This window comes from Ferrimonas kyonanensis DSM 18153, from assembly GCF_000425405.1.
In the GTDB taxonomy this organism is placed as follows: Bacteria; Pseudomonadota; Gammaproteobacteria; order Enterobacterales; family Shewanellaceae; genus Ferrimonas; species Ferrimonas kyonanensis.
The window spans coordinates 307,977-331,348 of record NZ_KE384363.1 but is presented as its reverse complement, the minus strand read 5'-3'; the positions used below and the strand labels follow the sequence as shown (position 1 = coordinate 331,348).

General features: G+C 59.1%; 17 protein-coding genes. 7 read left to right on the top strand and 10 right to left on the bottom strand.

Translation table 11 applies throughout. The annotated features are described in order from the left end of the window. Positions 1-52: 52 nt before the first annotated feature. The gene (locus H598_RS24565; protein WP_051252761.1) at positions 53-607 is read right to left on the bottom strand and encodes a DUF2062 domain-containing protein; all 555 of its coding nucleotides are present in this window, start codon (positions 605-607) and stop codon (positions 53-55) included. A gap of 30 nt (positions 608-637) precedes the next feature. Here H598_RS24565 and H598_RS0115020 point away from each other — a divergent pair, with 30 nt between their 5' ends. From H598_RS0115020 to kdsB, 5 genes are all read left to right on the top strand, one after another. Further along, a complete protein-coding gene (locus tag H598_RS0115020; protein ID WP_169629292.1) occupies positions 638-2,827 on the top strand; it encodes a DNA internalization-related competence protein ComEC/Rec2 in 2,190 nt (729 codons plus the stop codon). Between the two features lie 92 nt (positions 2,828-2,919). Then, a complete protein-coding gene (msbA, locus tag H598_RS0115015) occupies positions 2,920-4,689 on the top strand; it encodes a lipid A ABC transporter ATP-binding protein/permease MsbA (protein ID WP_028113729.1) in 1,770 nt (589 codons plus the stop codon). Beyond that, the gene (gene lpxK, locus H598_RS0115010; RefSeq protein WP_035415957.1) at positions 4,682-5,656 is read left to right on the top strand and encodes a tetraacyldisaccharide 4'-kinase; all 975 of its coding nucleotides are present in this window, start codon (positions 4,682-4,684) and stop codon (positions 5,654-5,656) included. The genes msbA and lpxK overlap by 8 nt, the downstream gene beginning before the upstream one ends. 4 nt (positions 5,657-5,660) lie before the next feature. Further along, positions 5,661-5,837 (top strand): Trm112 family protein, encoded by a 177-nt coding sequence (locus tag H598_RS26125; RefSeq protein WP_084144487.1) that lies wholly within the window; start codon positions 5,661-5,663, stop codon positions 5,835-5,837. A gap of 3 nt (positions 5,838-5,840) precedes the next feature. Further along, complete coding sequence (kdsB, locus tag H598_RS0115000) at positions 5,841-6,587, top strand: 3-deoxy-manno-octulosonate cytidylyltransferase (RefSeq protein ID WP_028113727.1); 747 nt, start codon at positions 5,841-5,843, stop codon at positions 6,585-6,587. Between the two features lie 4 nt (positions 6,588-6,591). Here kdsB and H598_RS0114995 read toward each other — a convergent pair whose 3' ends face one another. Beyond that, on the bottom strand, positions 6,592-6,966 hold the full coding sequence (locus H598_RS0114995) for a hypothetical protein (RefSeq protein ID WP_028113726.1): 375 nt from the start codon (positions 6,964-6,966) through the stop codon (positions 6,592-6,594). Continuing rightward, complete coding sequence (locus H598_RS0114990) at positions 6,959-7,810, bottom strand: MBL fold metallo-hydrolase (RefSeq protein WP_028113725.1); 852 nt, start codon at positions 7,808-7,810, stop codon at positions 6,959-6,961. The genes H598_RS0114995 and H598_RS0114990 overlap by 8 nt, the downstream gene beginning before the upstream one ends. Before the next feature lie 327 nt (positions 7,811-8,137). Here H598_RS0114990 and H598_RS0114985 point away from each other — a divergent pair, with 327 nt between their 5' ends. Both H598_RS0114985 and H598_RS25710 read left to right on the top strand, forming a co-directional pair. Then, complete coding sequence (locus tag H598_RS0114985) at positions 8,138-9,919, top strand: cytochrome c3 family protein (protein WP_169629290.1); 1,782 nt, start codon at positions 8,138-8,140, stop codon at positions 9,917-9,919. A gap of 64 nt (positions 9,920-9,983) precedes the next feature. Further along, on the top strand, positions 9,984-10,742 hold the full coding sequence (locus tag H598_RS25710) for a response regulator transcription factor (protein WP_028113723.1): 759 nt from the start codon (positions 9,984-9,986) through the stop codon (positions 10,740-10,742). Between the two features lie 42 nt (positions 10,743-10,784). Here H598_RS25710 and H598_RS0114975 read toward each other — a convergent pair whose 3' ends face one another. From H598_RS0114975 to H598_RS24550, 7 genes are all read right to left on the bottom strand, one after another. After that, complete coding sequence (locus tag H598_RS0114975) at positions 10,785-13,172, bottom strand: TonB-dependent receptor plug domain-containing protein (protein WP_028113722.1); 2,388 nt, start codon at positions 13,170-13,172, stop codon at positions 10,785-10,787. Between the two features lie 260 nt (positions 13,173-13,432). Continuing rightward, the gene (locus H598_RS0114970) at positions 13,433-16,486 is read right to left on the bottom strand and encodes an efflux RND transporter permease subunit (RefSeq protein ID WP_035415956.1); all 3,054 of its coding nucleotides are present in this window, start codon (positions 16,484-16,486) and stop codon (positions 13,433-13,435) included. Further along, a complete protein-coding gene (locus tag H598_RS0114965) occupies positions 16,476-19,703 on the bottom strand; it encodes an efflux RND transporter permease subunit (RefSeq protein ID WP_028113720.1) in 3,228 nt (1,075 codons plus the stop codon). Before H598_RS0114965 ends, H598_RS0114970 begins: the two co-directional genes overlap by 11 nt. A gap of 12 nt (positions 19,704-19,715) precedes the next feature. Then, positions 19,716-20,804, bottom strand: coding sequence for an efflux RND transporter periplasmic adaptor subunit (locus H598_RS24555; protein ID WP_035415955.1), 1,089 nt, complete (start codon positions 20,802-20,804; stop codon positions 19,716-19,718). Positions 20,805-20,968: 164 nt separating this feature from the next. Further along, the gene (locus H598_RS0114955; RefSeq protein ID WP_028113719.1) at positions 20,969-21,865 is read right to left on the bottom strand and encodes an EamA family transporter; all 897 of its coding nucleotides are present in this window, start codon (positions 21,863-21,865) and stop codon (positions 20,969-20,971) included. Between the two features lie 111 nt (positions 21,866-21,976). Beyond that, a complete protein-coding gene (gene rarD, locus H598_RS0114950; RefSeq protein ID WP_028113718.1) occupies positions 21,977-22,873 on the bottom strand; it encodes an EamA family transporter RarD in 897 nt (298 codons plus the stop codon). Positions 22,874-23,008: 135 nt separating this feature from the next. Next, positions 23,009-23,356 carry an Mpo1-like protein gene (locus H598_RS24550; RefSeq protein ID WP_051252760.1) on the bottom strand — a complete coding sequence of 116 codons (348 nt, stop codon included), beginning with the start codon at positions 23,354-23,356 and terminating at the stop codon, positions 23,009-23,011. Between the last annotated feature and the right edge of the window lie 16 nt (positions 23,357-23,372).

The following is a 23,372-nucleotide window of genomic DNA, read 5'->3' as shown; positions in this document are numbered from 1 at the left end:
GCTCGACAAAAAAAGGCCGCGATTGCGGCCTTTTTTTATTTTCGGAATCGGATTAGCGTTTGCCGTTGCCGTTGCCGTTGCCGTTGCCGTTGCCGTTGCGTTTCTTCTGGCGCTTCTTCCAGCTGAACAGAATGGAGTAACGCCACAGGCTGTTGATCACCAGATAGGTGAACAGCGAACTGCCGATGCCGAGAATCAGGCAGCCGAGCAGGAAGGGCTCGCCGATCTGCCCCAGGCTGGTTTCCAGCCACTCCCAGCTAAGCTCGAATTGAAAATGGCCCGCTTCCATGCCAAGCATCGAGGCACCAACCAGGTAGGCCAGGTAGAACATAAATGGCATGGTCACCGGGTTGGTGAACCAGACCGTGGCAACCGCCAACGGCAGGTTGACCCCAAGCAGAATGGCGGCGGCCGCCGCCAGAATCATCTGAAACGGCACCGGAACCCAGGCAACAAACATCCCCGCCGCCAGCGCGCCGGCAGCGGAGCGGCGGTTCAGGTGCCACAGCCCCGGTCGATCGATGACATCACCAAACACTCTCAGGTGTTTATGATGTCTCAGTTTCTCTGGGTTCGGCATCAGCCGTTTAATCGTTTTTTTTGGCATAGCGGTCCACAATCGCCTAAACAGTGTCAGGTGAACAGTTTTCTAATCGGTTGGGTAGCGGCCATCAGTTCCGGGCTGATATGGCCAGAGTTGCTACCTGCTCTGGAACGGATAATCCTCATCGTCGCAGCGTTGGTGCTGGTGCGACGCCAGCCGCTGTGGGCCGGAGTCCTGATGGGGGTCTGCTGGTTTAGCTGGCAAGCCAGTGCGTTGATTGACCCGAAACAACCCTTGCAAACGGGCCGGCATCAGGTGGAGGCCACCCTGTTGTCTTTGCCAACCCGCGCCGCACTATACCAGCGAACTTTATGGCAGGTCGAGCAGATTGATGGCACCCCTTTGCAGATACAGCATCCGAATCGTGTTTCTCTGACCCATCAGGGACCGGCTCCCTGGCTACTGGGTGAACGTTATCGACTGGATGTTACATTACGACCGCCCTCAGGCACATTAAACCAGTTTAGCTGGAATAGTCGTCGCCATTATCTTTCCCGAAGAATTGTGGCCACCGGCCGGATTCAAGGTTTTGAACCGCTTGAGGGGAGCGTTCATTGGCGCCAGCACCTGGCGGATAAGTTGCAACAGGCCACCGCATCCTTGCCTAGAGGGGACCTGATTCGGGCCCTGGCCATGGCCGATCGCACTGGCTTGAGTGATCAGCGCTGGCGGCAGTTGCGCCAATCCGGATTGACTCATCTGGTGGCCATCTCAGGGCTGCACCTGACCCTGGTGGCGGCGCTGGTGGTGTCGGGGCTGGCCTGGGCCAGCCGGCGGTTGTTGCCCAGTCCTTCGGGCAGGGGCCGCGGTGTCATTCTGATGCTGGCGGCAACGGTGGTGATCGGTTACGCCCTGCTGGCGGGACTGGGGTTGGCCACTCAGCGCGCCCTGATAATGACCCTGGCCGGCATGGCCCTGCTGGCAACCGGCCGCCAGGCGCGACCATGGGAGATTTTGTTGCGGGCGATGGCGCTGCTGCTGTTGTTCGACCCGCTGGCGGTGCTGGCGCCGGGCTATTGGCTTTCCTGTGCCGCGGTGGCCAGCATTCTATTGCTGCTGTGGTTAAAACCGCTGGGAATACGCAGCAAGGTCGCCACCCTGGTGTGGATTCAGTGTGGTCTGACGTTGATGCTGGGGGTGGTGCAACTGGGCTGGTTCGGCAGCGTCACGGTCCATGCCCTGTGGGCCAACCTGTTGATGGTGCCCTGGGTGTCGTTGCTGGCCCTGCCGCTGACACTGGCGGCGGCGTTGTGGTTGTGGCTGGGCGGCCCCGCCGGCGATGAGGTGCTGTGGTTGGCCGACGCGGCGCTGTGGCCGCTGGATAACATCGCCACCCTGGCGGCGTCGTTGCCGGGGGCGTCATTGGGCTGGAGCCTGTCTCCGGTCGCGGCGGCGTTGGCGCTGTCGGCGTCACTGCTGCTGTGGCGAAGGCCGCTGCCATACAGTGGCACCTGGGCGCTGCTGCTGTTGTTGCCGCTGTTGCTGTCGGCCCTTCCGACCAGGGACGCCCCCTGGCGGGTGCATGTGTTGGACGTGCGTCAGGGACTGAGTGTGGTGGTGGAGCGTAACCGGCGGGCGCTGGTGTTTGATACCGGCGCCGCTTATCCCTCCGGGTTCAGTTACGCCGAGCGGGTGTTGCAGCCGTTTTTGCTTGGCCACAGCATCGTTGCGGTGGATCACCTGGTGCTCAGTCACGGTGACAATGATCATGCTGGCGGTCGTCGGGTCATTCAGGCTTACTGGCCCGAGGTGGCAGTGATCGAGGGGGCGGGGTGTTTGTCGGCCCCCGAGCGGTGGCAGGGACTGAGCCTGAGCTGGCATCGACAGTCCATGGCCGGCAACAACGGTTCCTGTGTGCTGGTGATCGACGATGGCCGCCATCGGGTAATGCTGCCTGGCGATATCGAGCATGAAGCGGAGCGCCGAATGACGGTGGCTCCGGTGGATCTGTTGGTGTCGCCCCACCACGGCAGTCGCAGCTCCAGCAGTCCAGAATGGTTGGCGCAGGTGCGGCCGCGATGGGTGGTGCACCCATCAGGGTGGCGCAATCGCTGGGCGTTTCCCCATCCCGAGGTGGTCGCGCGCTACCACAACCTTGGGGCGCAGCAGTGGGTAACCGGTGACCACGGTCAGGTGAGCGCTCACTTCGGGGCCGACGGGGCAACCATGATGAGTTTTCGGGAGCAACTGGCCCCCTATTGGTACAATCACCGCCCTTGGTAAATGGCCGATAAATAAGCGGTTGACGAGTTAATATTGGTATCCCACAGGGGAGTCGGTAGAATGTCTGATTCAGTTTGTGAATGGTTAATGATATGAGCGCCAAACCCCAACGCGCAGAGAAAGGCCAAACCTGGGCCACGTTTAAACGCTTGTGGCCCTATGTGCTGCCATACCGCACCGCCTTTATCATCTCCATCGTCGGCATGTTGATCTACGGTGGGGTCGATGCCGGCATGATCTGGTTGGTGCAACCGCTGATCGACAGTGGCCTCAACGAGGGGCGCAGCGAGGTGCTGCGAATGGCACCGCTGATTGTGGTGGGCATGTTCCTGATTCGCGGCAGTGCCAACTTTGTGTCGACTTACTGCCTGGCCTGGGTCAGCCAGAAGGTGGTGCAGAACATGCGCCAGATGGTGTTCAATAAATACCTGAGTTTGCCAGTGAGTTATTTCGATACTCAGAGCACCGGTGATCTCATCAGCCGCATTACCTTTGATACCGAGCAGGTCGCCCGAGCCTCCAGCAGTGCCCTGGTCAGCATGGTGCGAGACGGTGCCACCGTCATCGGCTTGCTGTTTATCATGTTCTATCAGAGCTGGCAGTTGTCGCTGATCTTCTTCATGGTAGGCCCGATTGTGGCCTGGGTGATTACCATTGTCAGCCGCCGTTTCCGTAAGGTCTCCAAGGCGATTCAGCTGGCTATGGGCGGGGTAACGACGGCATCGGAACAGATGATCAAAGGCCACAAAAACGTAATTGCCTTTGGTGGTCAAGAGGTCGAAGCCGAGCGTTTTGCCCGCATCAACAACCTCAACCGGCGTCAGAACATGAAGTTGTCTGCCGCCCAGGCCATCAGCCAGCCCATCATTCAGATTATTGGCTCCGGTGCCATCGGTGTGGTGTTGTTTGTGGCCAGTTTTGATTCGGTGTTGCAGACCCTGACTCCGGGCACCTTCGTCACCATCATTGGCTCCATGATGGGGCTGATGCAGCCGATGAAGCACCTGACCAAGGTCAATGCCGACTTCCAGCGAGGCATTACCGCCGCCCACACCGTGTTTGCGGTACTGGACAAGCCCGATGCCGCCGACAGCGGTACTCATCAGGTGGAGCGGGTACAGGGCCAGCTGACACTGAACAATGTGACGTTCAGTTATCCCAACACCAACAAAGAGGAGCCGGCCCTGCGCAATGTGTCGTTGCAGGTGGGGGCCGGTCAGACCCTGGCGCTGGTGGGGCGCTCCGGCTCTGGTAAGAGCACCATCTCCAACTTGCTGCCACGCTTCTATGATGTGACCGAGGGCGAGGTGCTGCTCGATGGCGTCAATGTGAATGAGTATTCCCTGAGTAACTTGCGTAGCCAGATTGCCATGGTGTCGCAGCAGGTGACCCTGTTTAACGACTCCATCGCCAACAACATTGCTTACGCCTGCGACAACTGCAGCCGTGAGCAGATTGAAGCCGCCGCCGAAGCGGCGTATCTGATGGAGTTCGTTCGGGATCTGCCCGAGGGACTGGATACCATGGTCGGTGAAAACGGCATCCTGCTGTCCGGGGGCCAGCGTCAACGCATCGCCATTGCCCGGGCCATTTTGCGCGATGCACCGGTGCTGATCCTGGATGAGGCCACCTCGGCGCTGGATACCGAGTCTGAGCGCGCCATTCAGGCGGCACTGGATAACCTGCAGCGGGGCCGAACTTCGCTGGTGATCGCCCATCGCCTGTCGACCATCGAAAACGCCGATGTGATCATGGTGGTGGATAAGGGCGAAGTGATCGAACGCGGCAGCCACGCCGAACTGCTGGCCAAAGGCGGCGTCTACAGTCAATTGCATCAGATGCAGTTTGGTGACAATGAGTAACTGGCTCGAGCGCGCCTGGCAGCAGGGCAGTCTGCTGCTGTGGGTCCTGGCGCCCTTTACCCTGCTGTTCATCGTGATCAGCGGCTTGCGGCGCTGGGCTTACTCGGTGGGGCTGCTGAAATCCGTCACATTGCCAGTACCGGTGATTGTGGTGGGCAACCTCAGTGTTGGCGGTAATGGCAAGACACCGGTGGTGCTGTACCTGATTGAGCTACTGCAGGGGCAGGGCAAGCGGGTCGGGGTTATCTCCCGAGGCTATGGCGGTGAAGCGGACAACTGGCCACAGTGGGTCGCCAGTGACACACCCGCGGCGCTGGTGGGAGACGAGCCCAGATTGATCGTTCAGCGAACGGGAGTGCCCATGGCCGTAGGGCCAGATCGCATCGCCGCTGCCCAGATGCTGCTGGAGCGTACCGAGGTCGACGTGATTCTGTCTGACGACGGCCTGCAGCACTACCGTCTGGGCCGCAAGGTTGAGCTGGTGGTGGTGGACGGCGAACGCCGCTTTGGCAATGGTTATCGACTGCCTATGGGCCCGTTGCGGGAGCCGGTCAGTCGGTTAGCCAGCGTGGATCTGGTGATCTGCAACGGCGGCACCGCCAGGCCCGGTGAGTATTCGATGCAGTTGCAGCCGCTGCCGCTGAGGGCGGTGGACGGCAGTGATCGCGCGTTCGATGCGGATCGGGACATCGTTGCCATGGCCGGCATCGGCCATCCGCCACGCTTCTTTACCTCGCTGGAAAGCCAGGGACTGATGCCGGTACGCTGCGTGCCTTTTGACGATCACCACCCCTATACCGCCCCCGAGCTGAGGCAATTGACCCCGGCGGCTGAAACCCTATTAATGACTGAAAAAGATGCGGTTAAATGCCGCGCTTTTGCGCAGCCCAACTGGTTTTACTTGCCGGTTGCTGCTAGCTTGTCGAAAGATTTTGACGGCGCGTTGCTGTCACGACTGAAGGAATAACAACATGGCGTTTGATACAAAATTGCTGGAAATCATTGCCTGCCCGGTCTGCAAAGGCAAACTGGAGTTTAACGCAGCCGAGCAAACCCTCACCTGTAAGGGCGATCGCTTGGTCTACCCCATCGACGACGGCATTCCGGTGTTGCTGGAAAACCGCGCCACCGAGATGAAAGGCGAATAACCCATGTCCTTTGTGGTGGTGATTCCGGCGCGTTATGCATCCAGCCGTCTTCCTGGTAAGCCGCTGGCTGACATTGCCGGCAAGCCGATGATTCAATGGGTGTGCGAAAAAGCTCAGCAATCCGGTGCCGAGCGGGTGGTGGTGGCTACCGATGACATTCGGGTGCAGCAGGCGGTGACCGCCTTCGGTGGCGAGGTGATCATGACCTCCGCCGATCACAACTCCGGTACCGAACGGCTGGCGGAGGTAGTGACGCTGCTGAAACTGGACGACGATCAGGTCGTGGTCAACGTTCAGGGCGATGAGCCGCTGATCCCGGCGGCAAACATTCGTCAGGTGGCGGATAACCTGGTGGCCAGTGGTACCCCGATGTCCACCTTGGGGGTGGCCATTGACGACTGCGATGAGATGTTCAATCCCAATGCGGTCAAGGTGGTGTGCGCCGAGGATGGCAAAGCGCTGTACTTCTCCCGCGCCGCCATCCCTCACGATCGTGATGCCTTTGCTCAGGGGCCGGCAGTCAGCCCGGGCGCATTGCGGCATGTGGGGATCTACGGTTATCGAGCCGGCTTCATTCGTCGCTATGTGAACTGGGCACCAAGCCCGCTGGAGGCGATTGAGTCGCTGGAGCAGTTGCGGGTGTTGTATTACGGTGAGTCAATTCACGTGGCCCGGGCGCTGGAAACGCCGCCGGCCGGGGTGGATACACCGGAAGATCTGGCTCGGGTTCAGGCCATTCTGAGCCGCTGAGTCATCATTTCGGCCACAACTGTTGTTGAGCGATGCTGGCCTGGGCGGTCAATTTGGCCCCCAGGCTTTTGCCGTGCAACAGGTGCTCGGTGCCGTAGGCGTAAGTGGCGCATAATACCGCTGCCAACAGCATTCCGCGCCAGGTTTTGGTGGCAAACAGCAGACTGAAACTGACCGCCGCGAAGGCGCCCCCCACCACCCATCCCCATTGGCCCTCGACCTGTCGCAGTGACAACTCGATCAGGGTTAACGCCACCGCCACCGTAATGATGCCGATGAACATGCCTGGTGTGGGCGATCGGATCAGAATGGCGGCCAGGTACACCGGTACCATGGCCACCATCAAAATGCCAACGATCAACAGCAGCAGTTCAATCATGGATGCGCGCTTTGTCCTCGTACAGCGTGGTTACCCAACGTTCGGTGGTGATGAAGCGCCAGCTCCAGGAGTGGAGGGATTCGGGAAAGGCTGCCTGCCACTGCTGCAAAGACGCGTCCATCGGTTGCTTTCTAGCCCATCTTATTGAGTCTAGCAGCATTTTTTGAAAGTTCTGTAAATCCGCCTTGGTCGCCAGGCCGCCGTGGCCGGGAATGACCCGGGTGTCGTCGTCCATCCAGCTCAGTGCGGTGGTGACGTTATTCAGGTAGCCCTCGACGCTGCCGCCGCCTTTCAGATCCACATAGGGAAAGGTGTCTTTAAAGAACAGGTCCCCCATGTGTACCACGTTGGCCTGATCAAAGCGCACCAGGCTGTCGCCATCGGTGTGGCCGGAGGGCAGGTGCACCACTCGCAGGCGTTCGCCATTGAAATGGATGGTGATGCCGTCGCCATAGGTGACTACCGGTAGGTGGGCGTCTGTCAGTTGGCTGTCCTGAGCCAGTCTCAGCCGCACGTTGTGGTGGGCGAAGATGGTGGCCTGGTCGGCAAACTCGGCGTTGCCGCCGGTGTGATCGCCATGATAATGAGTATTCAACAGGTACTTGACCGGCCTGGGGTTGATGGCTTTCAGGGCCGCGGCGATGCGATCCGCCAAGGGAGCAAACTGGTCGTCGATGATCAACACGCCATCCTCGCCGGCGCTGACACCGATGTTGCCACCACTGCCGGTGAGCATGTAGACGCCCTGGGCCAGTTCGAGCGCCTGAATTTCGACATCTTTAAACCGATCGTCGCCGCTGGCGGGCAGGGCACAGATCAGGGCGAACAGCAGCAGCTTGCGCATAGTGACTCATCCAGATTGAGGGGGGATTGTTGAAAATAGCATCGTTTTTCAGTGCTGGGTAGGCTCGGGCTAGGGTTCACTGCTGTTGTTGGCTGACTGCACGCCGCAATGGTCCATTCGGGCAAGGGCATGCGTCGCTTTGTCGTTGGTACTCAATGATTGTGGCCATCGGCACGGGAATTCTGTGAGCTTCCGCAGCATTCGATGTGAGTTGGCCCTCAATCCGTCTCTGTGAAGAAAAGTCAATATGTAAATGCCGGGTTATTTGCATATTTTTGCCTCCTATTATCGCCTCAAGGCCGCAAGGCCATTTATAAAAAGGTGATAATGATGATGAGAGAAACGCAAAAATGGCTACTGTGCGCCGCGGTGGCATCGGTGCTGACCGGCTGTGGTGGCAGCGACGATGATGCTCCCGAGCCACCGAAACCGCCGGTGGTGGATCCCGACCGTCCCGCCGAGCGGGTATTTGGCCCCCGGCCCACCCACACCATGGCCGGCAAAAATTTCAATCTGTATTGGAATGAGGGCAGCGGTTTTTACTTCTACCCGGGAGGGATGGTAATAACGCCACCGGCGACTCGGCCCATCGTGATCAGCGGCGACGAGGTGTTGCAGTGGTTGGATCAGCACCATGGTGGTGAGTCGATCAAAAACGAGTACGTGAAGATGTTCAAACCGGGCAACTTTACCGAGTTGGATGCCCTGGTTTATGCCGCCGAGAACCGCAAGCAGGAGATCTGCGACCGCTGGGGCAAGCCGGCGGACTGTGAGGTCAACCTGGAGTACCAGTGGGACCCGCAGCGGCGCAGTTTCGACATCACCGTTAATGGTGAAGGTAACTGGATGGCCGCCCAGGACTACGATGGCGGTGATGAAACCGCAGCCAACAACTGGGGGCTGGAACACATCGGTTATTTCAGGCCGGATGAGACCCTGGTGAAGCACAAAATGAACATTGGCTTTGCCCCCTATCCCCAGGACGAGGTGGACTTCTATCACCAGGCGCAGCAGGAGGAGATCAGCCGCCTGAACGACAACGACGGCAAGGTGATCGTCTCTGAAATTCAGGTGCAGACCCGCATGCGTCTGAATAGTGACATGGAGTTTGAGACCCGCTATATCAAGGAGTACAACCGCGCCAACCCTTACGAGTCGGAGTTCACCGAAGAGCGCTCCGAAGCGCAACTGGATGATAATGGCCAGCCGATGTATCACACCGGTTTTGTGATGGAAGGGATGTTCATCAGTTGCGGTATCGAAGGCTTCATCTGCTGGGACTACAAACCGGATTACGTGATTCGTGACGTGGAAGTGACGCCGCATAATCTGCGCCCGGATTACTACTACGATGGTGTGGTGACCATGGCGGATGTGGCCCTGTCCCTCAACGACGTCCCCGGTCATTCCGGCAGCCTGATCCTGTGGCCGTCTCTGGATACCAATACCACGGTGGAGACCTACGCCATTAATGACATCGATGGTCTCTACTCCAGTGGCTTCTATGGCTGGAACTACAACTGGAGCCATAAGATGCTGTTTGAAAGCGAGGGGGCGCCCTATCAGAAATTGAATCAGACGCCGTTTGACTATTCGCCGCACATTGTCGGTGACATGGCGGTGCTGGCCAATCCGGACGTGATGGTATTCCAGTACGGCGACTTCTATCGCTCCTACTACGAAGTACAGGAGTTTGTGCAGGGGGATGAGCGTGATCCCTATCGCCTGACCCGAGGCAGTGTTCTTGAGCCTGTGGCGCCATTGTCCGAGTCGCATTTCGGCTGGAAGGTGGCAAACTGCGGCATGTGTCATACTGCCAAGGACATGGACTACGGCAAACACCCGACGTTGGCGGACGATAGGCTGATTGAACCGGCTAAGTGTGCCGAGTGTCATGGCAACAACGGTGCGCCCAAGGGCCACGATCAGAAAGCCGGCTGTTACCGTTGTCACTTTGACATGGTTGGCCATGGCGATGCCATCGAGGCGAATTTCACGGCTCATCCCTTCGAAAAGTTGGGTAAAGGTCAGAGTGCCACCTTCCCCGATCCTTACTCTTGCGTCAGTTGTCATAACAACGAGCAGGATGTGCTGGTAGGCGGAAAATAGCCCTAAAAAAATCGACTGCCTCGAGGTCGCTCGGGGCAGTCGCAGCTCGAGTCAAGGGGGCATTATGAAGCGAGGCAGATTAAGGGTGGAGGAGGAGCAGACGTTCGTGACTGCTCTGGCTGATTTCGGCATCAGTTCCTTCTACTACACCCTGTTTTATCTTCCCGAAAGTGAAGATGAGTTGGATATGGAGTTTGCCAACAAAGTGGATTTCAAAACCTACTCGCCAGCCAGGATGCTGAGAAAGAGTTATGTATTAGGAGGGGATCAGGCAACACTGCCCTACATCGAGCAGTACCTCAAACGTTATGCAGAACAGGATAAATGCTATCACTACGAGGCGTCTGAGGAGTTTGAGTTTTATCAGCCTCGCTGCGGCGAGCGCAAAAATCAGGCGCTGTTAAAGCTGATGGCCAGCCACCATGTGAATGCCGAGATGGGAACCGGTGTGCTGGACAGGGTCAGGCGGGGCTTTTTTGGTTTCTTTTTTCTGACCTCGGCCCAGCAGTCGGAACCGTTTGAACGCTCTGCCCTGAACAGGAAAAGTGAGATTCGTTGCGAGTTGGAGCGGTTTCATCACCAGATGTGTGGGCGCTACTTCAAGGAGCTCAACCCCTGGTTTGATTCAGGGCTGATTCCGGAGCAGGCGCTGGAGATACTCAGGCTGCTGTCTCAGGGGTACATCACCAAGGAGATTGCCGAGCTGAAAAACCTCTCCAGTCGTGGAGTGGATTATCACCTGGACAATCTGAAATCCTGCCTCAATGCCAGAAACCGGATTCATTTGACGGCCAAGGCCTATGAGCTGGGTATCCTTCCTTAACAATTCAGCCCGGCAACTGCCGGGCTGTTTTTTGTCTTCGACTTAGTACCTGTAAGTCAGATCGACGAAGTAGTAGCCGCCGTTGAAGCCATAGGGCGTATTGGTGACCGGATACTGGAAGATGCCGTTGAAGTTATTGTCGTCGGGACGCTTCTCCGGGTAGGTGTCAAACAGGTTCTGGGCGCCGGCAGTAAGGCTGATGGCGTCGGTGGCCTGATAGCGAACGCTGAGATCCGTGGTCCAGCTGGCGTCGTATTTGACCTCACTTTGGGAGTAACCCACGGTGTAGGTGCCAAAATAGTTAAACCTCAGGTGGCTGGTGAAATCGCCGTAGCGGTGGCTAAAGCCCAGATTGCCTTTATGATGCAGGTTGGCATCGGTACGTCGAATCTCCTCGCGACGATCGAACAGTGCCGCTTCCTGGGCGTCGAGGATGGCCGGCAGATTCACCTGTTCGATGTCGGTGCTGTTATAGGCGTAGGCCAGGTTGGCCTCCAGATCGCCCCAGCGGCCCAGATCGATGTCTTGAGATGCCACCACATCAATACCCCGGGTGCGGGTGTCGAGGCCATTGAGGAAGAAACGTCCGGACTCGGCATTGGTGCCCTCGAACAGGGCGGCGATGGCGGGCGAGGCGTCCTTATCCAGCGAGCCGGACAGGATGATGCGGTCATCGACATCAATCTGATAGGCGTCGACGGTGACGGTGAGGCCAAAGTCGGTCAGGTACACCAGTCCCAGGCTGTAGGAGTGGGAGATCTCCGGCTCCAGTTCATCGATGCCCAGAGCCTGGGTGATGGGGGACAGGGTATTAAAGGTGCCCGACTCCCTGGGAACAAACTCGCCGGTGTCCGGATCCGGGTCGAAAAAGGTGGAGATGCTGGTGTAGTACAGTTGCTGCACACTGGGGGCGCGGAATCCGGTATTGGTGGTGGCCCGCAGGGCCAGGTTGTCGGTGATGTCGTAGCGCCCGGCCAGTTTCCAGCTGGTGTTGGTGCCAAAGTCGGAGTAATCCTCGAAACGCACCGCCGCGGCCCAGTACCATTGTTCGCTGTACTGATTTTCCAGTTCCAGGTACAGCCCCAGGTTGTGGCGATCCTCGTCCACTTCCGATTGCGGCGTAAAACCACTAAAGCCCTGGCTGCCGCCGGATTTATTCTGGTAGTCGCCCTTGAGGTAGGACGCCTCGTCGCCAGCTTCTATCTGGTAACCACTGTTGCGCCAGCTCAGGCCCAGGGCCACCACCAGCTCGGAGTCGTTGTAAAACTCGTAGTAGCGAGAGGCGTCCAGGTTCAGGTTCAGCTCTTCGGTGGACAGGGTGCCGGCATCAAACTCGGTGGGGCTGCTTGGTCCCAGTGAGGCGTTGAGGCTGTTGACCACCCGGTATTCAAAGCTGTTGCTGCCGTAGCCGGCGGAGGCGTCCAGTTGCCACTGACCAAGGGCAAACTCATAGCCCAGCACCAGCGAGTAATCGATGATTTCCGGGTTAATCTGAGGCAGGAAGCCGTCCGGATAGATCTCGGGCAGATTGCGGCCATCCAGGGCGCGGCGGTAAAAGGCGCCGGATTTGGATTCGCGCTGGCTGATGCCGCCAAAGGCATACAGGTTGTCCTCGCCATCGAGGGAGTAGCCGGCATTGGCGAACAGGCCGTAGTTGTCGTAGTCGCTGTTGCCGATGTGGTGGCTGTTGCGATCAAAGCTCGCCTCGCGGGGATCCGGGCTGCCATCGGCCAGGGTTGGGTATTGCTGACGGGGATCGGCACCGGCCCGGTTGGTGGCGTTTTTCTGTTGGGCCTCCAATGACAGGTTGAGGAAGCCGTCGTCGCCGAGGCTCAGGCCATGGTTAAGGCCAACTCGAACCTGCTCGCCATCCCCCTCGTAGGTCTGACCTATCTGGGTGGCGATGCTGCCGCCCTGATCCGCATCGTTCAGCACCACATTGATGACCCCGGCAATGGCGTCGGAGCCGTACTGGGCGGCGGCGCCATCGCGAAGAATCTCAATCCGCTTGATGGCAGCCATGGGGATGGCATTCAGGTCGACGTTGGAGGAGCCCTTGCCGACGGTGCCGCTGGTGTGCACCAGCGCCGAGCCGTGGCGACGCTTGCCGTTCACCAGCACCAGGGTGTGGTCCGGTGACATGCCGCGCAGATTGGCCGGGCGCACGGCGTCGGTGCCGTCGGTAACCGACGAGAACGGAAAGGCATAGCTGGGCGCGGCGAACTGCAGTGCCTGAGCGGTTTCGGTCATGCCGGTGGCCTGCAGTTGCTCACCGCTGATGATGTCGATGGGGGCCGCACTGTCGGTGGCGGTGCGCAGGGCGATGCGGGAGCCGATCACCTCGATGGTTTCGACCTTGTCCTGTGAGGCCAGGGTCTGGGGGGCTGTAATGCTCGCTGCGACAGCCAACGCAACAAGGTTTGCGCGCATAAGGAAATGCCTTTTTATAACTATTAGTAATATTGATTGGTGGCAAGGTTAACATTTCCATTTTTATGGAATTAGAATCAAACGCGATAAATCAGCGCGGACTGTTCTAACGACAGCTGTAATTTTTATTGCCCAAACAAGTACTTAAAATTGGTTTTTAGGGTTGTTAATGCCATGGTGGAAAAAAAGGAGAGGCACAGGCCTCTCCAAACTGGCCAGGGGAACAACTGGCCATCGGGATACAACAACACGGCAATGGCTTACAGCCACCTGGGTAGGGCGCCGTCGCTCCATTGTTTGATGCGGGCGCTTTTCTGGGCGTAGAAATGGCGCATTCGGGTCAGCAACAGGTAGCAGTAAGGCACCAGAAACAGGCTGGTAACGGTGGAGAACAGCAGCCCGCCGATGATCGCCAGCGCCATCGGGGTGTAGGAGGGGCCGCCGCCGGCCAGTCGGGTATCGTTCAGCGCCAACGGCACCAGACCCAGCACCGTGGTGGCTACCGTCATAAGCACCGGCCGTAGCCTCGATCCGGCAGCATCGACAATGGCTTGCTTCAGCTTGTCGATGTCCGGTTCCCGCTGATTGATCTGATCCACCAGCACGATGCCGTTGTTGACCACCACCCCCATCAAGATCAGGATGCCGATCATCGCCATCATCGACATGTCCTGACCGAGAATAAAGAAGGTCCAGAAGACCCCGGTGATGGAGAACAGGATTGAGGAGATCACCGCCGTGGGCAGCAACAGCGACTCAAACAGCGCCGCCATTACAATGTAGATCATGGCGATGGCCAGCAGCATGTTGGTGATCATTACCGCCTGGTCGTCCTCTTGCTGGCGGAATCCGCCGCCAAACTGGTAGTCGTAGCCCTCTGGCCAGTGCAATGAGTCCAGCACCTGAGTCAGGGCCGCCTTGGCTTCATCCATCGAGCTGTCCTCGACGTTGCCGCCGATGGTCAGGGCCGTCTGGCGATTGTAGTGTTTGATCTCTTGCAACCTGGGTTCCAGAGTGATGCTGGCCAGCATCTCCAGGGTATAGACCCGGTTATTATGTCGAGCCAGCGGCAGCTGCTTCAGTCGTTGCAGTGACTGGCGCCACTGCCGGTCCCAGGCCAGGAAAATCTGCACTTCACCACTGGGATCGTGGCGGAAGGATCGCAGGTTGTCGCCTCTGACGGCCAGCGCCACGGTCTGAGCCGCACCGGCCATGTCAATGCCGAGCCGCGACAGTTGTTGGCGGTCGAACTGTACCTGAAGTTCATACTGACCACTGTTGATGTCGGAGCGAACGTCCTCGAGGCCGTCGATGTCCTGAAACAGCGGCACCAGTTGGTCGGCCAACTCCATCAGCACCGTGGTAGAGCGTCCGGTGAGGGTGACCCGCATGCCGGCGTTGTTGCCGCCATTCCAGCCAAATTCCGGGTTGGCGTCGGTCAGCCTCGGCATGTTGTCGCGAATGGTCTGCTTAATGGTTTCGATGTCCGCTGGCAGGGTTTCCTTCATGATCAGGGTGGTGGCGACGTTATCGGTGGCGTAGTAGCTGTAGACACTGTCAAACCCCAACTGTTGCTGATTGGCATACAGGTACTCTTCCACCCGGTTGACCATCCCTTCGGTGACGGCCAGGGCGTGCTGGCCTTCCAGGTGGTAACGCAGATAAAGCCGATCTTCGGCGTCGTCGTCGTCGGCCATGTTGACCTGGCTGACGGGCAGGGCGGTGCTGGCCAGGATCACCAGGGTGATAAGGCCGGTGGTTTTTGGCCAGTTCAGACACCAGCTTAGGGCGCGTTGATAATGGCGTTGGCCCTTGGGGGCATTGTGGGAGCCGAGACGAATGCGGCCAAGCCGGGACAACAGCAGCGGCAGCAGGGTCTTGGCCAGCAGCAGTGATGCCAGCAGTGAGATGCAGATGGCGATGGCGACGTGTTCCAGGAACATGGTCATCTGCACCTTGATGCCAAAGATATTGGGCAGGAACACGATGATGGTGGTCAGGGTGCCGGCCAGTACCGCCAGGGCCACCTTGTTGACGCCATCAAGTATCGCCTGATGGCGATCGCCATCGTCGCGGTGTTCCTGGGCTTGCAATACCGACTCGGTGACCACCACCGAGTTGTCGATGAGCATGCCCACCGCCAGCAGCAGCCCCATCATCGACAGGATGTTGAGGGTATAGCCCATCAGGTACATGGCAGCCAGGGTGATGGCGATGGAGATCGGTACCGACACCACGATCACCAGGGTCATGGCCACGTTGCGCAGGAACAGAAACAGCACACCGAACGACAGTGCCGCCCCCACCAGGCCCGCCATCAGCAGATCATGCAGCGAGCTTTTGACCCCCTTGGCCTGATCGTCCATGGAGAACAGTTCGATGCCGCGAAACTGCGGATTGGCGTTGGTGGCATCGATAACCTTGGTCACCCGGGCCGCGACCTCCACCAGGTTGGCGCCGGACTCCTTAAAGATGTCCAGGCCGATGGCATAGGCCCGGTTGAGGTGGCGGCCATCGATACGCTCCGGCAGGGTGTAGTCGATGCTGGCCACATCCCCGAGGCGAATGTTGGGCGCCAGAATCAACTGCTTGATCTCGTCGAGGCTGCGAAACTCCCCCTTGGGCGACAGCTGCCACAGGGTTTGCTGGGTACGCAGGTTACCGCCGCTGATGACAAAGTTCTCCTGATTCAATCGTTGTTGCAGCAGCGAGGCCGGCACGCCACTGGCGGTAAGCCGATCCGGATCGATGCGAATCTCGATGCGCTGTTTGTCGACGCCGTACAGGGTCACCTGAGACACGCCGGGCAGGCGTTCCAGTGGCCGTTTCAGTTGTTTCTCCAACAGGTCGTAGGCACCGCTGAGATCCCGTTCGGAAGAGATCCTCAGGGTGTAGATGGGCATGTCGGCGGTGGAAAACTGACGCAATAGCACCCGCTCTACGTCCTCGGGCAACAGGTGGCGCACCGAGTCCAGCCGCTCGCGGGCTTCCACGGTTTTGGTGGCCAGGCTGCTGCCCCAGTCAAACTCCAGCTCAATGAAGGCGCCGTTCTCGGTCGAGGTGGAGCGCATCGCCTTGACGTCGCTGAGGGTGGCCAGCGACTCCTCCAGCACCGAGGTGATGCTGCGCTCCACCTCCTGTGGCGACGCCCCCTGATAGGGCACCTCTACCATGATTTCTGGAATGTCGAGACCGGGAAACATCTCCAGCGGCAGCAACCGGCTGGAGACGATGCCCATCAGCAGCATGGCGATGAAGGCCATGGACACGGTTACCGGTCGCCTCAGGGCCAGGGCGGTCAGGTTACTGGTCATGAGCAGCCTCCGTGGCAAAGTGTTTGTTGTCGAACAGGCTGTAGAGCACCGGCAGCACCACCAGCGTCAGCAGGGTCGATAGCAGCAAGCCGGCGATGACGGTGATTGCCATCGGTGCGCGCATCTCGGCGCCGTCGCCGAGGCCAATCATCATCGGTGCCAGTCCCAAGGTGGTGGTCAGGGTGGTCATCAGGATCGGTCGCAGTCGAGAGTGGGCGGCATCCTGAATCGCCTGCGCTTTATCCAGGCCGCTGCCGCGCAGTTGGTTGATGCGATCCACCAGCACGATGGCGTTGTTGACCACGATACCCGCCAGCATGATCAGGCCGATAAAGACGATGACCGAGATGTGGGTGCCGGTGAGCCACAGGCCGTAGACGCTGCCGGCCAGGGCCATGGGCACTGCCACCAGAATCAGCAGGGGATGCAGCAGGGATTCAAATTGGCTGGCCATCACCAGGTACACCAGAAACACGGCCAGGGCCAAGGCGATGTACAGCGAGTTGACCGAATGCTCCATCTCCTCGTTCTGGCCGCCAAACTGAATGCTGGTGCCGGCGGGCAGTTGCAGCTGTTGCAGCAAAGCGGTGGCATCGGCTACCGCTTCCTTGAGGGAACCAAAGCTGAGGTTAGCCGAGACGATGGCCACCCGCTGCTGAGCGATGCGGTTGATGGCCGCCGGGCCAATCTCTTCGCTGATGTTGGCGACCGCGCTGAGGGCAATGGGGTGTTCCGAGCCCGGGTTGACGATCAGGCTGGCCAGGTCGTCCATTTGATCCCGCTGGTTGGGCAGGGCTCGCACCAGGATGTCAATTTTGCGATCGCGCACGGTGTAGCGGGAGGCCACGCTGCCGCCGATCACCGATGCCACCCGGTTGGCGACGTCTGGTGCGGTCAGTCCCAGAGTGGCTAACTTGCTGTGGTCAAAACGCACCGTCAGCTCCGGTTGCCCCTCTTTGAGGCTGTTTTGCACGTCTTTGAAGCGGCCGGACTGACCCAATACTCGAGCCACCATCAGGCTGGCCTGTTTCAGCTGCTGCAGGTCGTAGCCGCTGATCTCAAGTTCCATGGGGGTTTTAAAGCTGAATAACTCCGGCGACTGGGCGGTGTACTCCAGATCCGGAATGCGACTGGCGACGGCGCGAAGCTGGGCCATGATTCTGGGCTGAGCGCCGGCATTGGCCAGCACCACCTGCAGGCGGCCCCAGTTTTCGCCGCCGATCTGAGAGGCGGAGCTGAGCAGGCCGCCGCTGCCAGCCTGGGAGTAGACTTGCTCCACATCGGCATCGTCGACAATGGCCGTGGCCAGATGGTCGAGCACCCGGTCGGTGTGGCCGACTTCGGTGCCCGGTGGCAGCTGCACCTCCAGATAGAACTCGCCCTGATTCATTGGCGGAATCAGCTCCATGCCCAGTTTCGGCACCAGGGTGACGGCAAATCCGGTGATGGCAATGGCCAGGGCCAGGGTCAGCCAGCGGGCGGACATCGCCAGCCTCAGCATTCTCGGGTAGCACCAGGTCAGGCCGGCGTAGAGGGCATTAAAGGCCCACAGGATTGGCGTGAACAGCAGTCGTGCGACTCGGCGCAGCAGCCGGCTTAGCATCAGGACCAGGGCGATCAGCAGGTTCGGCAGGTAGGAGAACAGCAGCACAAACGGAAAGCTGAATACCGTGGCGGCGCGCTGGCGCACCAGCCCCAGCCGAGTATCAGCTCGGGGTTTGGGGGCGGTCGGTGCTGGCGGGCGCAGGGTAATGCCCTTGCGGGAAGAGAGCATCGGAATGGCGGACAGGGCCACCAGCAGTGAGGCGATCAGGGCGAAGGCCACGGTCATGGCCTGATCCGCAAACAACTGGCCGGCGATGCCGTCGACGAAAATCAGCGGCACAAACACCGCCAGAGTGGTCAGGGTGGAGGCGATAATGGCACCGCTGACCTCTTCGGTACCGGTGCGGGCGGCTTGCTGCAGGTCGTCCCCCAGGGCTCGGCGGCGGTCGATGTTTTCCAGCACCACGATGGCGTTGTCCACCAGCAGCCCTACCGCCAGGGCGATGCCGCCCAGAGACATGATGTTGAGGCTGATGCCGGCGAAGTACATCAGGTTAAAGGTGGCGATCACCGACACCGGGATCGACAGCGAGATGATCAACGTGGGTTTGAGTTCGCCCAGGAACAGGAAGATCACTACCATGGCCAGCACCGACCCGATCAGGGCGGCACTGGTCACCTCGCTGACGGCACTTTCGATAAAGCGAGATTGATCGTACAGCAGAGTGATGGGGTAACGGCTGTCGGGCTGCAGTTGCTCGAGCTTGCGTTTCAGGGCCTGGGCCACCGCCACGGTGTTGGCATCGCCCTCTTTGTAGATGGCCAGTTCCACCGCTTCCTGGCCGGCAGAGCGGCTGATGTTGTCGCGCTCCTTGAAACTGTCCTGAACCTCGGCAATCTCAAACAGCCGCACCTGGCGCTGGCCGTCGCGGTAGACGATCAGTTGCCGCAGCTCGTCCAGGTTCTGGAACTGATTGAGGGTGCGGATCAGCAGTTCCTGATCGCCCTCGGTGAGTTTGCCGGCGGACAGGTTGATGTTTTCATTGCGGATACGTTCAATCAGCTGCTCGACACTGAGGCCAAGCTGGGCCATTTTCTGCTGGTCGATGAGGATCTGTACCTGCTGCTCCAGGCCTCCGGAGGGGCGCACCGAGGCCACACCGGGAACGGTTTCCAGGGTGCGTTTGAGCTCCTCTTCGACCCAGGTGCGCAGCGCCACCAGGTTGGCCTGGGCGCTGTCCTCGGCGGTGACCGCCAGCCGGACGATGGGATCCAGGTTGGGGTTAAAGCGCAGGATCAGGGGTTTGTCGACGTCCAGCGGCAGTTGAATGGCATCGAGTTTTTCCCGGCTGTCCAGGGCCGCCAGGTCCATGTCGGTGCCCCATTCAAACTCCAGCAGCACGTCGGATAACCCGGCCCGGGAGGTGGAGGAGACCTTGCGCAGCCCTTTGACGACGCCGATGGCTTCCTCGATGGGCTTGCTGACCAACTGCTCCACTTCGGCGGGGGCGGCGCCGGCGTATTGGGTGCGCACGGTGAGGGTGGGGTAGCTCATGTCAGGCAGCAGGTTGACCGCCAGGCGGCTGAAGCCCACCAGTCCGAACATCACCACCGCCAAAATGAACATCCAAACGGTAACCGGCCGTTTTACTGAGGTATTAATGATTCCCATAATGCCGAACCCTTAGCGCTGGGCCAGTTGCAGAGGCTCGATCACTTCGACGTGGGCGTCCTCTTTCAGTTGATGCTGACCGCGGACCACCACTTTGTCCTGCAGGCTCAGGCCGGACAGGATCTCGATGCGGCCTTCGTCTTCAAATCCCAGCTCAACCTGGCGTCGATGGGCTTTGCCTTCTTCCACGACGTACACCGCATGGCCCTGATCCTGACGCAGCAGCGCGGTCCTGGGAATCACCAGAGCATTGTCGTGGCTGTCGTATTTGAGCTTGGCCTTGGCAAACATGCCGGCTTTTAGCTGTCCTTTATCATTGGGCACCGTCAGGGTTACCTTGAAGGTGCCGGTGTCGCTGTCGACGATGGGACTGATGCGTTCCACCTGCGCCTCAAAACGCTGATCGTTGGCCCCGAGGATCAACTGGGCCAACTGGCCTTTGCGCACCTGGCTCAGCTCCTGTTCCGGCAAGTACAGGATGCCGTGCAGTTCATCCTGACGCACCACGTAAAACAGCTCTTTGTATTGCTCGGCCATGTTGCCGCGCTTGACCAGTCGCTTGGCCACCACGCCATCGAAGGGGGCCACCGCCCTGGACTCTTTCAATTGCAGTGCCGCCAGATCCCTATCGGCGATGGCCGATAGGCGACGGAACTCCAGTTTGGCCATGGTCTCTTCGCTCACCAGTTGCTTGTTGGCGATTTTTTTCAAACGGTTCAGTTCTTGATCGATGACGTCCAGTTCGGCCTGAGCCTTATTGAGGTTGTAGCGGTAGCGCTCGGACTCAATGCTGGCCAGCAATTGGCCGGCGACCACCTTGTCGCCCTCTTCGACGGCGATGTGGGTAATGATGCCGGGGACCCGACTGACCACCATCGCCTCTTCCGGCGCTTCTAAGATGGCGGTAGAGCTGTAGTAGGAAGCGACGGTGCCGGTGACCACATCCCGGGTCTCCACCGGCAGGGTGACGATGTTCTGGTCGGTTTCGCTGGTCTGGGCCGTTTCGGTGGTGTCGGCGCCGGTGTCGTTGGCAGGAGCCTGGCCGCAGGCGGTCAGGGTGAGGATCAGAGACAGGGCAGTCACAGACAGGCGGCAATTCATAGCACGGTTCCTTGGTTGCTGAAGTCGAACGTTAGCGTCGGAAATGCAGGCTCTGTGCCAAAGTTATGAGGCTTTTTAAATCAATGGGTTAGCCGATGAGGATGCCAGGATACTGGTGGGGTTAACAAGATGTTGCGGCAATTGACTAACTGTTGGTGAGTTTGCTAACTGGTTGGTGCACTGGCCAATGACGGGCGCCGGTGCCGCCGCCACAACTCGGTGCCGATAACGGCAGCCAGCCCTCCCCATATGAGTACAAAGCCGAGCAGACGATTGGGGTGGCAGGTCTCGTCAAAGATCCACACTGCCACCAGGAACTGCAGGCTGGGGTCGTAATACTGCATCAAACTGAAATGACAGAAACTGATCCGTTTCACTGCGTAGTTGACCAGAGTCACCGCGGTCAGAATCAGGCCACCAAAGCCGAGATGATAGGCAATCTGGGCACCGTCCCCTTGCTGCAGCACCGAGTCGCCGTTGAGCCACAGGTAGCCCAGATACAGCAGTGCCGGCGGTAGCACCACCAGCTGTTCTAAAGACAATGACGTCAGGGTATCCAGTTGTACCTGTTTTTTTAAGGCGCCGTAGGCGGCAAACAAACCGCCGAGCACCAATGCCAGTACCACGCTGTCGGCATGACTGTGGAACTGGATCACCACGGCCACCGTTGCCAGCATCAGTGCCAGCAACTGTATGCGGCTGAGGCAGTCGCGAAATACCACCACAGCCAGCACCATCGACAGTAGCGGTGATAAAAACTGCCCCATGCTGGCGGCCAGAATCTGGTTGTGGCTAAAGGCCCAAGTGGAGAGCATGCCTCCGGCTCCCAGTAACGGGGCCGCCAGAGCGCAGCGCAGCAGTGCCGGCCGATGATGGCGACAGGCGTCCAGGATTCGCTGGCTTTGTCCTTGCCACTGCATTAGTGACAACAGCAGTACGGCACTCAATACGATGCGCAGACTGATAAGTTCAACCACGTCGGCACCGGGCATCAGCGGCAGATACAGGGGCATCAGGCCGAAGATGCTGAAGGCCACCAGCAGTGCCAGCTTGGGGATCATGACATCCACTCCTTGAATAGCAATCGGTAAACCCTATCACCCCTGTCGCTGGTAAGGGGGGTGCAATGGAAAAACTTTGAACCTCATCGGCGGATTTAGTGTGACCAGGGTCTAAGGGTGCAGCCGTCGTTTCCGCCGCTGCTGAGTCAGGGCTTCTACCGAGCACAGCAACAGCCCCAGCCAGATCAGGCCAAAGGTGACGGCTTTAACTTGATCAAACACCTCGGCAAACAGCACGGTGGCCAGCAAGAACTGCAGGCTGGGTTCGATGTATTGCATCAGCCCTACCATGGTCAGCGAGGTGCGGTTGATGGCCAGAGTGAACAAAATGAGCGGCGCCAGAGTGATGGGACCCGCGCCAAGATACAGCAGCAGGGTGCTGGTGCCGCCGCCAAGGGACGATAAGCCTGAGGTGGCCTGAGCGTACAGCAGAAACGCCAGTGCCGGCGGGGTTAACAGTACCGCCTCCACCGCCACCGAGGTTAGGGAGTCATAGCGGATGTACTTTTTTACCAGTCCATACAGAGCAAAAAAGCAGCCCATGAGCAGAGAGATCCACGGCAATTCGCCATATTGATAGACCTGATAGCCGATGCCCAGGGTGGCCAGTACCACCGCAATACATTGTGCCGGCGACAGCCGGTCGCTCAGAAAGATCACCCCCAGGGCGATGGCAACCAGGGGGTTGATGAAAAACCCCAGGCTGGCAGCCAGTACCTGTCCGTGAGTGAGGGCGTAGGTAAAGCTGTACCAGGAGACGCACATCAACAGGGAAGCCAGCAGGCATAACCCCAGGGAGCGACGATCTGCCACCACCGCCGTCAGTGGCATCGGCTTGCGACTCAGCAATCGAATCAGCAGCAGCATCACCGGCACCGAGGTAATGATGCGGATCGCCAGCAGCTCATTCATGTTGGCCTGGGGCAGAAAGTGGTAGTACAGAGGCAAAATGCCCCATAGAACAAAAGACAATGCCGCCAAGGCATTGCCAGTCCGGGCTTGGCTCATGGTGATTTCAGATACGTGCAGTTCGGGAAGGGCGCCAGTGTATCTTATTGCTGGTGAATGAGGGTAGCGTCATTGATGCCGTTGCGAGCCGACTCGCGAACCCGGTTTTCGGCTCAGGGACCAATGACTCAGGTTTCACCGAATTGGCTTGTGTTTAAGGGCCTGCAGTTGTTTGAGTTTGGGTTCCAGTTCGCCGGTGATGGCGTCTTTGAGCATCACCCAGTCGGCCAGCAAACTGTAGAAGGGGTAGCTAAAGGTGGCCGGACGGTTTTTTTCAAAACCAAAGTGGCCCGCCCAGGCAAAACCATAGCCAATCAGCGGCAGTAGCAACAGCAGCAGCCATTGACCCGAGGCAACGGCAATGCCGGCGGTCAACAACACCAGTGTCGAGCCGATGTAGTGCAACACGCGGCAGCGGCGATCTTGGTGCTCCCCTAAATAGAAGGGGTAAAATTCCTGAAATGAGGTGAATCGCTGTTCCATAAACCCGTTCTGACTA

Coding starts and splice junctions, on each gene's coding strand:
- H598_RS24565 (WP_051252761.1), bottom strand. CDS start 607: ATGCCAAAAAAAACGATTAAACGGCTGATGCCGAACCCAGAGAAACTG.
- msbA (WP_028113729.1), top strand. CDS start 2,920: ATGAGCGCCAAACCCCAACGCGCAGAGAAAGGCCAAACCTGGGCCACG.
- lpxK (WP_035415957.1), top strand. CDS start 4,682: ATGAGTAACTGGCTCGAGCGCGCCTGGCAGCAGGGCAGTCTGCTGCTG.
- H598_RS26125 (WP_084144487.1), top strand. CDS start 5,661: ATGGCGTTTGATACAAAATTGCTGGAAATCATTGCCTGCCCGGTCTGC.
- kdsB (WP_028113727.1), top strand. CDS start 5,841: ATGTCCTTTGTGGTGGTGATTCCGGCGCGTTATGCATCCAGCCGTCTT.
- H598_RS0114995 (WP_028113726.1), bottom strand. CDS start 6,966: ATGATTGAACTGCTGCTGTTGATCGTTGGCATTTTGATGGTGGCCATG.
- H598_RS0114990 (WP_028113725.1), bottom strand. CDS start 7,810: ATGCGCAAGCTGCTGCTGTTCGCCCTGATCTGTGCCCTGCCCGCCAGC.
- H598_RS0114985 (WP_169629290.1), top strand. CDS start 8,138: ATGATGATGAGAGAAACGCAAAAATGGCTACTGTGCGCCGCGGTGGCA.
- H598_RS25710 (WP_028113723.1), top strand. CDS start 9,984: ATGAAGCGAGGCAGATTAAGGGTGGAGGAGGAGCAGACGTTCGTGACT.
- H598_RS0114975 (WP_028113722.1), bottom strand. CDS start 13,172: ATGCGCGCAAACCTTGTTGCGTTGGCTGTCGCAGCGAGCATTACAGCC.
- H598_RS0114970 (WP_035415956.1), bottom strand. CDS start 16,486: ATGACCAGTAACCTGACCGCCCTGGCCCTGAGGCGACCGGTAACCGTG.
- H598_RS0114965 (WP_028113720.1), bottom strand. CDS start 19,703: ATGGGAATCATTAATACCTCAGTAAAACGGCCGGTTACCGTTTGGATG.
- H598_RS24555 (WP_035415955.1), bottom strand. CDS start 20,804: ATGAATTGCCGCCTGTCTGTGACTGCCCTGTCTCTGATCCTCACCCTG.
- H598_RS0114955 (WP_028113719.1), bottom strand. CDS start 21,865: ATGATCCCCAAGCTGGCACTGCTGGTGGCCTTCAGCATCTTCGGCCTG.
- rarD (WP_028113718.1), bottom strand. CDS start 22,873: ATGAGCCAAGCCCGGACTGGCAATGCCTTGGCGGCATTGTCTTTTGTT.
- H598_RS24550 (WP_051252760.1), bottom strand. CDS start 23,356: ATGGAACAGCGATTCACCTCATTTCAGGAATTTTACCCCTTCTATTTA.